General features: G+C 38.5%; 11 protein-coding genes and 1 pseudogene. 8 read left to right on the top strand and 4 right to left on the bottom strand.

Annotated elements, in window-relative coordinates:
• Positions 1–112 precede the first annotated feature (112 nt).
• The gene (locus tag NI469_RS14515) at positions 113–442 is read right to left on the bottom strand and encodes a DUF4236 domain-containing protein (RefSeq protein ID WP_253175601.1); all 330 of its coding nucleotides are present in this window, start codon (positions 440–442) and stop codon (positions 113–115) included.
• A 151-nt stretch (positions 443–593) separates the two neighbouring features.
• Between NI469_RS14515 and NI469_RS14510 the strand changes: the two genes are divergently transcribed.
• The 8 genes from NI469_RS14510 (at position 594) to NI469_RS14475 (ending at position 10253) form a co-directional block, all read left to right on the top strand.
• Positions 594–1184, top strand: coding sequence for a class I SAM-dependent DNA methyltransferase (locus tag NI469_RS14510; RefSeq protein WP_253175600.1), 591 nt, complete (start codon positions 594–596; stop codon positions 1182–1184).
• A 2-nt stretch (positions 1185–1186) separates the two neighbouring features.
• Positions 1187–2245 (top strand): HNH endonuclease, encoded by a 1059-nt coding sequence (locus NI469_RS14505; RefSeq protein ID WP_253175599.1) that lies wholly within the window; start codon positions 1187–1189, stop codon positions 2243–2245.
• 109 nt (positions 2246–2354) lie between these two features.
• Positions 2355–3998 carry an ATP-binding protein gene (locus NI469_RS14500; protein WP_253175598.1) on the top strand — a complete coding sequence of 548 codons (1644 nt, stop codon included), beginning with the start codon at positions 2355–2357 and terminating at the stop codon, positions 3996–3998.
• Positions 3991–4824: an HNH endonuclease gene (locus NI469_RS14495; protein WP_253175597.1), complete on the top strand. Its 834-nt coding sequence runs from the start codon at positions 3991–3993 to the stop codon at positions 4822–4824. Before NI469_RS14500 ends, NI469_RS14495 begins: the two co-directional genes overlap by 8 nt.
• A complete protein-coding gene (locus tag NI469_RS14490; RefSeq protein ID WP_253175596.1) occupies positions 4814–6643 on the top strand; it encodes a DEAD/DEAH box helicase in 1830 nt (609 codons plus the stop codon). Before NI469_RS14495 ends, NI469_RS14490 begins: the two co-directional genes overlap by 11 nt.
• 9 nt (positions 6644–6652) lie before the next feature.
• Positions 6653–7069, top strand: a complete 417-nt coding sequence (locus tag NI469_RS14485; protein ID WP_253175595.1) for an EcoRII N-terminal effector-binding domain-containing protein — start codon at positions 6653–6655, stop codon at positions 7067–7069.
• A gap of 362 nt (positions 7070–7431) precedes the next feature.
• Positions 7432–8877, top strand: a complete 1446-nt coding sequence (locus tag NI469_RS14480) for a DNA cytosine methyltransferase (protein ID WP_253175594.1) — start codon at positions 7432–7434, stop codon at positions 8875–8877.
• Positions 8878–8939: 62 nt separating this feature from the next.
• Entirely contained in the window at positions 8940–10253 is a 1314-nt protein-coding gene (locus NI469_RS14475; RefSeq protein ID WP_253175593.1) for an MvaI/BcnI family restriction endonuclease, read from the top strand.
• Between the two features lie 43 nt (positions 10254–10296).
• Here NI469_RS14475 and NI469_RS14470 read toward each other — a convergent pair whose 3' ends face one another.
• The 3 genes and pseudogenes from NI469_RS14470 to NI469_RS14460 all read right to left on the bottom strand — a co-directional run.
• Entirely contained in the window at positions 10297–10758 is a 462-nt protein-coding gene (locus tag NI469_RS14470; protein ID WP_253175592.1) for a very short patch repair endonuclease, read from the bottom strand.
• Positions 10759–10969: 211 nt separating this feature from the next.
• Entirely contained in the window at positions 10970–12100 is a 1131-nt protein-coding gene (locus NI469_RS14465; protein ID WP_253175591.1) for a hypothetical protein, read from the bottom strand.
• 237 nt (positions 12101–12337) lie between these two features.
• Positions 12338–12699 (bottom strand): annotated as a pseudogene (locus tag NI469_RS14460) (ATP-binding protein); the annotation flags it as partial.

The following is a 12699-nucleotide window of genomic DNA, read 5'->3' as shown; positions in this document are numbered from 1 at the left end:
AACCATCGTCCTAGAAAAACACTAGGTTGGTATACACCGAGTGAAGTTATGGCTGGTTTTTATACTGTTGCACTTGCCGCTTGAATCCGCCGGATATAAAGAATGGCTAAATTCAAAAAATAATTGCCCCGACAATAAAACAAAATAATCCAAAAATTACCCAAATCCAGACATTCGATTTGGGTTTCTCAGTATGTGATGTATAGAGTGGTTGTTGTTCCTGAGCAGGATTCTCTTGGTTACCAGCTCTGTTCTTATAGGGTTGGTACTTGGAATAGGATAGGCCTGTGCCTGGAATACCAACGCTGGTTCGGGTGCCTTTTTTGCCAATATTTAAAGAAGCACCAAGTTTGCCAATGCTTGCACTGCTGATGCCTTTATGCGTCAGATTGATTTTTAATCCAGGTAATATTTTAATACTCTTGCGAAATCTGAAGCCCATATTTTTTCCATTTACAAGAACCAGTTTGGTTTCTATCTCAGTTGTCCGGATACATTGAAATAAGAGTTTGATTCATTCATAGGACTAATCATTTGACTTATCTAGTGAAATATCAGTATGTTCTTTAACATAAGATATTGGCTTTTAGACAATGAATCAAACATCAAATTATTACAATCAACATGCTCAAGCATTTTTTGAAAATACCTATCAGGTTGAAATGAAAAGTCTATACGCACCATTTCTAAGATATTTGCCGGAACAGGCATTGATCCTGGATTTGGGCTGTGGCTCGGGGCGGGACACTTTGGCATTTAAGAAAAAAGGCTATCAAGTTGAGGCAATTGATTATTCTGCCGAGCTGGTTGAAAAGGCGAGAGAGCTGACCGGCATTGAAGTACGTCAGCAAAGTTTCTATGAATTAAATGAGAGTGAGAAGTACGATGGTATTTGGGCCTGTGCTTCTCTTTTGCACTGTGACAGAGATCGTTTGCCTGAAGTGCTGTGGCTTATATTCAAAGCACTAAAGCCCAATGGCGTGTGTTACATGTCTTTTAAATATGGCAATACAGACCGTGATATAGAGGGGCGCAGCTTTACTGACTTGAATGAGCAGCAAGTTCATGACTTACTCAAACAAATAGATCAGACTTTAATGTTACAGCAATGGATTACTGTCGATAAACGTCCAGACCGTACAGAAGAGTGGTTAAATATTCTGATTAGAAAAGAGCAGGCTTAGACATGTTGTTTAGTAAAGCCGAAATACCAACACCCAACGAGCAGCTGAAATTCTTGAAGCATATTCAGCAGATTTTACAGTCAGGGACGTTTACTTCGACCTATAAGTTTGCTTTGCTGATAAGTATCACGCGACTGGCGATTGAACAGGGTCAAGATACCTGTGCTGCGTTGCATTTGGAATATCAGGATATTGCTGAAAAGTTTATTGACCTTTACTGGAAACAGTCACTGCCGTTTCAGTTCAACCACTATGAACCTTTTATCCTTAAACAAGCCACTGGACAGCAAGCAAAAATCATCAGTGAGATTCAAAAGGCACAGCAAGAATTCAAAACCTTGGGAACGTTGAGAAGGGATGTGCTTTACTGGAACAGGCTAAAGCGGACAGTTGCAACAACGGTAAAGCAAATGCCAGTAGTGTATTTGCAAAATCTGAATGGCCAAACTATAGAGTTTCTCTATTGTCTTGAAGATTCCAAGCAGTCCCTCAAGCTGTTACCCAAGGTGATGTATTGCTTGAGACAGTTTAGTGAAATTATTGAAGAACTGTGCCAGAAGCGCTGGATTGACTTTGTCCGGCTGAATAAGCAGAACCTAGGTGTATTAGATGGGTTACCTGACCTAGATGAATTCATGTTTGCACCGAGTCGTAACCAACTAGGGCAGGTCGCAGACTTCTTAATTGACTTACAGCAATGCCAGTGTTTTTACTGTGGAAAAAGCCTAAAAAATTTAAAATATGCCGTGGATCATTTTATTCCATGGTCTCTATATCCTGCCGATACCGGACATAACTTTGTCTTAGCGGATGAAAAATGTAATTCACAGAAAAGCAATTATCTAGCATCCAAGCAATTCTTGGAGCAATGGAGAGAACGTAATCATCTGCATGATCAAGCCATTACACGAGAGATTTCTCAACTTGGCTTCTTAACGGATCTGCAGCGTTCGCATCGGGTTGCCGACTGGGCGTATAAGCAGGCAATTGAAAATGAATATTTAGTTTGGTTGGGTGGGAAAGATAAAAAGATATTTGCCTCAGGTGCATTAAGGAAATAATTTTCAAAAAATATTTTTAAGTATCTGAATTTAATCTGCGATTGTAATCATCAGTAAAATTCTGTTAATTTTGTTAAATAAATTTCACATTAAATATGGTTTATAACCAATGGTTCAAATACAGAAAAATGATCTAATAAATACCCCTGATGCATCTCGATTAATTTATGGGCTTCGGGATACAGGTTATAACTTTCCCATGGCGGTAGCCGATATCATCGATAACTCAATTGCGGCAAACGCAAAAAATATTAGCGTAGATATTGAATTAAAATCTGATGGACGAAAGTTCGTTTACTTTGCTGACGATGGCGATGGTATGAGCTATGAAATGCTCAAAGATGCTATGCGTTATGGGGCTAAAGAAAGAGAAAATCCTGCAAGCCTTGGGAAATTTGGTCTTGGATTAAAAACTGCTTCCAGTTCTGTTTGTTTGAAATTCACACTTATTTCTCGACAAAGTGCTGATCAGCCATTAAATAAACTCTCTTGGGATTTGGAGTATGTTAAAGCCAATGATCGATGGGAGATGATTCATGAAGAAGTTTCAAATGAAGAGGCTGCTCGTTTTGAGGAATACTGTGGGGAAAAAGGGACTCTGCTTATTTGGTCAAAATGTGATAGGTTGCTGAAAAAAATATATTCTGAGCCAGGTGGTTCACTTGAACGAGCAGCAATAGCTCGCCTCGCTAAAACTCTCACGGATCATCTGGCACTGGTCTACTATCGTTTCCTTGCTCCAAATGATACCCGAGCTGAAACTATTTCGATTTATATTAATGGTGAAACTATAAAAGGGTGGAATCCATTTTATCCAGAGAAATCTGAACAAGTTGTAGAGGAGGATCAGCAAACAATTCGTTGTGAATTGCAAACAGGAGAAGAACAAGCAGCAACAATAAGAGCTTGGATTTTGCCTCATAAAGATGACTGTACACTTGAAGAGCGTGAAAAAGCTAAAATTTCAAATAGAGGCCAAGGGTTTTATGTTTTTCGTGAAAACCGTTTAATACATAAAGGTGACTGGTTAGGTATTCCTAACTGGGGAAGTCTTGAACCGCATATGAGCTTGCTAAGAGTTGAGTTTGATTTTAATCATCTCCTTGACGAAGCTTTCATGGTTGATGTTAAAAAGTCTCGGATCCTTCTTGATCCTGAACTAGAACACCATGTTCAAAAGTTGTTACAACCCATTAGAAGGGAAGCTGATCAACGCTATCGTAATAAAAAACGGACGACAGCTTCTACAGTGGATGTAGACCATTCTAGTGCAAATATTAGTATAGGAAATGCTCCAAATACTAAAAAAGCAGACATTCTTGAAGTTGATGCTGAAAATTCTAAGGTTGTTGTTTCTAACCAAATTGGTTCAGGTATCAAGCTTAAAATTCCTGTAGAAAATAAGGTCGATCCATCTTCTCTCTACATTGAGGCATCAGATCAAATGTTGGGTGGTGAGTTATGGGAACCAGTTTTACGGAGCGCTTCAGAAACCGGACATAGAACTGGGGTCAGAATTAACCGTCATCATGACTTTTATCAAAAAATATATTTACGGGCTAAAAATAATGGCTATTCTGTCCAAGGTATGGACTTGTTGTTATGGGCTTTATCTGCAGCTGAAGTAAACTATACTGATGAAAAATTACAACTTATTTTCGAGGATTTGAGAGAAGAAGTTTCAAGTAACCTTAGAAAGCTTTTGAGAGATATAGATGTGCCTGATATAGGTGATACAGATATTGATGAATAGTAGACTTTCTATTGATGCTATTAAAGACTTAGTCTCTAAGACTGGTATCGATTTAAATATAAAGGCATCAGCTCATGATGGGATCTTCGGAGTAAAGTGTTGGTTTAAAGACTTTTCTTTACGTGAAGGTCCGATCTTCATTTTAAGAGCAGAGGGTCTATATCGTCATTCTCTTGAAGTTCGGTTTGGTGCATTAGCACAGCCCATCATTGATCAGATAAAGAGGGCATCAAAGACTCAAATTGAACGCTCAGCAGATTTCTTAAAGCTGATCGAGAAACGTGATTTTTCTATTGAATATAGTCTTTTAAATGTAGAATCCTTTTCTAAGTTAACTTCCGGTTTTTCAGTATTCAAGGCAACGAAATTAAAAGTATCAGATCATTTGTCTGAGCAGATATTTTGTGAATCATTTGAGAAAGTAGTTACGCCTGCTATTTATGCATTAGCCGAATTAATCGGGTATGAAGAGCTAGAATCAGATGCTGACCATTTGGATGGTGAAATGGAAGGGGCTTTAACTCTTAAACTAGTCAAACAACGAGAAAGAAGTAGACGAAATCGATATTTATGTTTGGAGTATCAGGGGGCTATCTGTGGTATCTGTCGTTTTAATCCTAAGATTATTTATGGGGAAGCGGGTGATATTATTGAAGTTCATCATAAACAACCAGTTAGTTTATTAACTGCAGAGAAAGTCTTTGATCCTAAAACGGACCTAATCCCACTTTGTCCTAATTGTCATCGAGCAGTACATACTAAGCGCCCAATACCATGGACACCTGAAGAACTTCGTCAGATATTAGAGGTAAAATATGGAGATTGAGTTTCCGGTATCCTTTGATCAATTATTGGATATGTCTAGACAATATGGTTTAAAATTGATGGATACAGTACTTGATCCTATTTTAATAATCGCTATTGATGAGAGTTCTGGAAATCTCACGGTACAATTAGCTGCCTCAAGATATATAAAAGGAAAGGAGAAATTACTATGGGCTCCAACTATTTATCATAATTATGTCGTATCTGATACTCTTGCATATCCCTTACCAAGGGATATAGGAAATGAAATTTCAGCTCTGTTTCAAGGAAAGAAAGTTGAAAACTTACCAATCGCTGATGTCATTAGATTAAAAAGTAATTTTCCAGAAAATATAAAAATAAGATTTGGAGAAGAGGTTTTTGACCCTGCCGCTCAAAATGCTTCTATTTCTAATAATAACTATAAGGTATCAAAATTATTAAAAGCATCACTTTACCCTTATCAAAGTGCAGGGGTTGCGTGGATTAGTAAAATGCTTAAGCATAGCTCAGGCTTAATTCTTGCGGATGAAATGGGGCTTGGAAAGACAGTACAAGTAATAGCTTCAATTTTAGATCTTGAGCCGACTCATGAAAATCCTGTTCTTATAGTTTGTCCCACAAGTCTTATCGCAAACTGGGTATCTGAGATACATAAATTTGCGCCAAGTCTTTCGATTTTAGTACATCGTGGTGCAACAAGAGGAGGTGTTGCTAAAGCACTTAAAACAGTTCATGTAGTGCTTAGCACTTATGACACTTTGGTGGTCGATGAAATGTTGATGAGAGCTATAAATTGGCGGTGTGTTGTTTGTGATGAAGCTCAAGCTCTAAAAAATCCAGATTCAAACCGTCGGAATGTGATTTCAAGGCTTAATCGACAATCTTGTTTATTAATGACAGGAACACCTGTAGAAACCTCTCTGCTTGATATATGGTCTCTTTTAGATATATCTATACCGGGAGTATTAGGAACTCGAGACGATTTTTCTGAAAAATTTCTTGATGATGAAATAAGTGCAGATGCATTAAATGATCTTGTAGCTCCATTAATTCTTAGACGAACTGTAGCCCAAGTAGCCCAAGATTTGCCTGAGAGAATAGATATTGAGTGTCCAATATCTCTTGGAGAAGATTTGGAGGCAAAGTATGAGACTATCAGGCAACAAGCCTTAGATGAATATGGGATTGCAGGTGGACTGGTTGCTACTACTCGATTAAGTATATTTTGTTCTCATCCATCACTATCATCTACTGAATTGGAAAATCAAAAAAATATAGATGATGTCAGAATTCTTACATCTCCTGAGAAGTGTATTGTGACTCCAAAAATGGAATTAACATTATCTATAATTAATGAGGCATGTACCCAGAATAAAAAGGTTCTGATCTTCACTAACTATAATCGTATGGGTGATATTCTCAGAAGTGCAACCCGCCATATGCCAATTAGTTACTGGAATTCTATCAATGGTTCAACTCCTCAAGAGGATAGACAGGTAATTATTGATGAATTTACCTTACAAAAAGGAAGTGGTGTGCTGGTGCTGAACCCGAAAGCTGCTGGAGCCGGATTAAATATAACCGCTGCTACAGTAGTAATACACTATACTCCTGTCTGGAATCCTGCATTAGAAATGCAAGCTAGTGCTCGAGCACATAGGAGAGGTCAGACATTACCAGTGACAGTTTATTCATTATTTTATGAAGGGACAGTGGAACAGGTTATGATGGAACGCGCTCGTTATCGAAAAGAGCTGGGAAATAGAGTTATTCCTACAATTTCAGATGATTCGGTAGATATTTTAAAAGCATTAACCATCTCGCCAGCTGGAATATAGGATTAGATAATGAAATTTGCAAAAACACTTTCACGTAATGATATTGGTGCTAATGGATCACATCAATCAGGATTTCTAGTTCCTAAAACTATAAAAAGTTTACTGGACTTCCTACCTCCTTTAGATTCCAAGGAGCTAAATCCATCAAAATGGATTGATTTCTATGATCCTCAAGGAAGAAAATGGGAATTCCGTTATATCTACTACAACAATAAGTTACATACAGAGAAAGGTACACGTAATGAATATAGAATTACCTGTACAACTACTTTTATGAAGGAAAATAATGCTATGGAAGGTGATACTGTATTTCTTTTCCAAGATCAAGATGGTCGTTATAGAATCATGTTAGAAAAACACGCCATATTACTGAGCCCTGTAGATAATAATAGAGTTAAATTGAGGGGCTGGCGACAAGTTTACTAAAGTTAATTTTACTTAAGGAGTTTAGAAATAAACTCCTGCATCTTTACTATAAAACTTATTCACGATTGTTAAAATGACTGCAATACTTATCAGATGAAGAGCTTATAGGTTACTAGACTGTAGTTGATAAAATTAGGGAATTCTGGAAAGCTCCTGATGATGAACTTCATGATCTGATTTTGTACCTACGACGATCACTAAAAATCAGTAAAGTAAAAGAAGCCCGATGGTATATCAGGGTTTTTTTTGCCCACGTCCGTTTTTTTAATGGAAAATTTATGACCTATAGTGAATGTTCATACTTATATCTGGGTTAAATGGGTGATAAAGTATCACTCAAAACACCCAATATAGATTTATAGATGAAAGAGTTTCTGTCCCAAGCCGATGAGTTACATGAAAAGTATCTGATCTTGGAGAACCAAAAAATTGAAGAACACAAGACTCTAGTAAATCACGTACTGGAATCCTATGACCAAAAAACTGTTGCTGAAATACTTCGTAGAGTAGGACAGTATGACTGGACCCGTGAAACACTGAATAAATGGCTCAATGGAAAGACTGCACCACGAGCACTGAGTGAAGGTGAAGTAGAGATGCTCCAGCAGAAAATGCTTCCAAAACCGCCATCTCACCATCCCGATTATAAATTCCGTTTTATCGATCTGTTCGCTGGTATTGGCGGAATCAGGAAAGGTTTTGAAGAAATCGGCGGACAATGCGTTTTTACAAGCGAATGGAATAAGGAGGCAGTTCGGACCTACAAAGCCAACTGGTACTGTGATCCTGAACAGCATAAATTCAACGAAGATATCAGACAGGTTACGCTGACTGAAGATCCGGATACCGACATTACTGAAGCCTATCAGCATATTGATAACGAAATTCCAGATCATGAGGTACTACTGGCCGGTTTCCCATGCCAGCCTTTCTCTCTGGCAGGTGTTTCAAAAAAGAATTCCCTTGGCAAGGCACATGGTTTTGAATGTGAAGCACAGGGAACGCTGTTTTTTGATGTGGCACGTATTATTGCTGCAAAACAGCCAGCCATCTTCGTACTTGAGAATGTAAAAAACCTGAAAAGCCACGACAAAGGAAATACCTTCCGTATCATCATGAAGACGCTGGACGAGCTGGGCTATGATGTTGCAGATGCTGAATCGAGTGGTCCAAATGATCCAAAAATCATTGATGGCAAGAACTTTCTTCCCCAGCACCGTGAGCGTATTGTACTGGTAGGCTTCAAGCGTAGTTTGGATATCAAGGGTGACTTTTCTCTGAAGAATATTAGCCAGTTCTTCCCTGAAGTCCGTCCCGCAATACGGGATATTCTGGAACCAAAAGTTGATGATAAGTACATCTTGACCGAAAATCTCTGGAAATATCTGTACAACTATGCAAAGAAACATCAGGCCAAGGGTAACGGTTTTGGCTTTGGTCTGGTAGATCCGCAAAACCCTGACAGTGTGGCTAGGACCCTGTCGGCCCGCTACCATAAGGATGGCTCGGAAATTCTGATCGACCGCGGCTGGGATATGCAGCGTGGAGAAGAAAATTTTGATGATCCTGATAACCAGATAAATCGTCCGCGTCGTCTGACACCACGGGAATGCGCAAAACTGATGGGCTTCCAAAAACTGGATGGAGAAGATTTCTTCCGTATTCCGGTCTCGGATACACAGGCCTACAAGCAGTTCGGCAACTCGGTTGTTGTTCCTGTTTTCACTGCCGTTGCGAGGTTACTCGAACCTTATATTTTACGTGCAGCAGAAATTCAGAAACGCGAAAAAGACAAGATTTTTGATTAAAAGGTATAAAAATCAATCAAATAAAGGTACGATCCGGTTATAAGACAATGATCGGATTGTATATGGCCACTCTCAGGCAGATATCACAGATAATGCAGGCTCTAGGCGCAACCCGCATCCTGCTCAAGCCGCTTTCCAATAATGACAATTCCAAACAGCAAGTCTATTTAGGGGGGGATTTTGAAGTTCTTCAGGATTTTCCACTGGGAGAGATCCGCGCAGATAGAGAATCCAGCAAAGGCCCTATATTCAAAGCGCCTATCAAACTGTTCTGGATCACACCTGAAGGTGAAACTGAAGAAGCCGCAGGTTCCCAGATTATCCTCTATCCCAAATATCCGGAAATAAGACTTTCCGGATTCCTGCGTGGCTGCTCGCTTGCCCCGGGCAAGGTAATGAAACCGCCAACAGCAGACGAACGTGAAATGTATGCCAGCAGGAAACGGGGCATGATACTGGGACTGACTGAAAACAAGGTCTTTGTCTATACAGGATCATGGGAGGAAGAAATTTCAGGAGAGATTCAGGAATACGCCGAAAAGAATAAGGACAAACAGGTCTTGTCAGTTTTCTATGAATACTATTCTAGCCTTGCAGACAGTCAGGATCTGCTAATCGGAAAACTCAAGGATATCTACTTCAAGGGACTTATAAGATCCAGAAGACTGGACAAAAGCGGTACTGTTATCTTCTATGAGGCAACAAATGGAGCTGGTTTTACCTTGGAATGCGAATTCGGCATCATTCCAAATGGGAATGCCAGCCCAGATTTCCTAGACTGGGAGCTGAAAACAAGGTCAAAAAGCATTACGACCCTGATAACACCTGAACCGGATATCGGACTCTATCGTGATAGTTATGTAAATTTCATGACTACCCATGCAAACCGCAGGCAACCGGATCAACTCTACTTTACAGCCAAACACCAGTCGGGAATCCGAAATCCGGAGACCCACCTGACTCTTTTTATTGAAGGCTATGATCTGGAGAAAAAGAAAATTACCCTGAGCGAGGGTGGCTATTTTCTAAAAAATGACAATGGAGAAATTGCAGCTGGATGGACCTTCAGCAAACTGCTCAATCACTGGAAGAAAAAACATAAGAAAACATGTTATGTTTCATATACTAATCTTAAAATCGAAGGGAATACCTATTACCAGTTTGGCCCGGATGTATCGCTGGCCAAAGGAGCGAGTATTGAAAAATTCTTGGATGCCCTGTCTACAGGAATAGTGGTTCATGATCCAGGATGTAAATATGCACTGGATGCAAATACGGGTAAATGGAAACAGAAAAAACGCAACCAGTTCAGGGTGTCAGCAGCAAATTCAGCTGCACTCTATGACGAATACAAGGAGCTTGATCTGTCATCATAGAAAGAAGGATTCTAGATTATGGTATGCATCATTTTAAAGGTAATCAGATTCTTGGGGTGTCACGTATTTCAAGAAACAGTTCATCACTTGCAAGCCAGTCAGCAATTGTACTGACTATTTTTTCCGGATCTTTTTGGGCTCCCCGAATACTGCACTCCCATACAATGCAGACTCGCCAGTTACTAGCGAGCAGGAGTTCTATAGCTCTGGAATCATTCGCCTGATTACGACAGATTTTCTCCTGCCAGAATTCAGTCCGTGTTGCCGGTAACCTGAAAAGATGACAATTCTGATGACCATGCCAGAAACAGCCATGTATAAAAACCACTGACCTGTATTTTGGTAGGACAATATCCGGTTTTCCGGGAAGATCCTTGGCATGGAGACGGAAACGGAAGCCTTTTCTATGAAGCAGACTGCGGATCAGTAACTCTGGTTTTGTATTGCGCCCCCTGATTCCGGCCATCATACGGCTGCGGGTTGAACTATCTACAATATCTATCATTATTTTCTTGCCTAACCATATCGCACTAATATATCAAGGCTGATTCAGCCAAAATAATTGGTAGTCCTTCGCTGTGAAGATAATTAAACTTTTGGAAATAGAAATAATAATCTAACTAAAGAGTGTCTACAAAATCGGTGGCTATTCAAACAGCTCACGAAATATCTCTAATATCTGATTCTCATTATAAAAGAATGATAAAATTCTTTAATCATGAAACAAGAGCCAGATTCTTGATAATATTGGATATTTCTTCACTGAGTATAATATCTACATCATTATTACCATGAACATTTAAAGGCTTTTTCTCTATAGTAAACAGGTCTTTAAGTATTTTTATAGTGAGAGTATTTTGAGGTGAGGTAGAAAGTCGAAAGATAGATTCATCCAGAATAGTATTTAACTTTTTAATCTCATTTTCAGAAGTATTTTGTTTTATAGAAACTAGATACGCACGATATAGGACTGCAATAGTATTTTTATATTTCATAAATGCATGCATATTTACTTTCCCACGTTGCATAGAAGACATAATCATATCTTTGCAGGTGATTTTCTTATTTGACAAGTCAAAATCAGCATGAGCAAGTATATCTCGAATTTCACGTTGAATATGTGCTTTGTTAAAGTAAGGTAAGCTGGTTTCAATCGCTTTTTTAAGATTTTTAGGGGTTAAGTCAGCCTTCTTGTTAACCAGACTTGAAAAATCATAACCTTTCGAACTATCTGCATATACCAAAGCATTACTGCGTGTCATCATTGTAAGAGCTGACCAGAATTGATAATTTATTTCAGATCTAAGTTCAGGGCCAAGATTGAGAGCTGTGTAGTTTTTATAAATATAAAAAATATCATCAAGATTTTTTAAAAGTTCAGAGGCAACAGCTACCTCAGACTTAATAGGATTGGGATTAAATTCAATTCCAATCATGGAAGAAATTAAAAAGCCGAACAGGCGAGCCATGTCCTGATTTTCAATAATAGATTCATAGTTATATTCTTGAGCAAAAGTATCCATTGCAGTTTGTGCCAATGCTTCGTATAAATTTGAATCTTGTACTGGATCCAATTTACCTTTAGTAGCCACAGAAACATCAGGATGTATGAAACTGGTGAATAAACCCGATGCAATATTAAATTCAGCATCAGATTTAAGAAGCTCATTCATCATAAGAACACGGATAAAATATTCTGTATTCTTAATATTTTTAGCAGTTGGTACCAAGTTAATAACAGCATAAGTAAATCTTGGATCGTCCGTTTCCATATAGGAGACTTTTTTAACTTCATAGGGATGACGATAGTTCTTAACTGGTATTAGCTTAAAAATTGGCTCTAACATAATGATTTCTTGGGAACTCTGAATTTTAATAGTGTAATTTAGGTAGGGTAGGTATCAACTTGATGGATGATCTGCATAATCCATAAGAGGCGGTATTCGTATAAAGAACCTTTTTACCCAATTTTATCAAATAAAACTACTATTTATCTAAAATATAATATTAATGCAATTTTGAAAAATCTGATTATAAAAAGCCAATTATTTCAGTGAGATAATTGGCTTAAGTAAAGAGTCGTATTATTTGGTTATCCGCTGATCATCCCAATAACATGGCACTACAATCAAATTGTTTTCATGTAACCGCGACCATAATCGGACACCTAAATCCCGCTGTATATTCTGTAATGTGAAATTGGAAATTAGCAGCGTGGACTTCATGTTGTCGTAACGGCTATATAAGACCTTGTGCACCATCTCCAGGCGTTTTTCATGCCGGTCATGCAGGCCATATTCATCAATCACCAATAAATCAAAACTGGAGAAATGGTCGATAACTTCCTTCTCAGAACGTGAAGCATCTGACCAGGTATCCATCATTTTTTGAGCAATTTCTGCGCTGGTATGGTAGCGTGCAGATTTTGTACTGTTATGCAGAATGT

Origin of the sequence: Acinetobacter lwoffii, assembly GCF_024129735.1 — a bacterium.
Taxonomy (GTDB): Bacteria; Pseudomonadota; Gammaproteobacteria; order Pseudomonadales; family Moraxellaceae; genus Acinetobacter; species Acinetobacter lwoffii_H.
The sequence above is the reverse complement of the archived record's forward strand: the minus strand, read 5'-3'. Positions and strand labels throughout refer to the sequence as shown.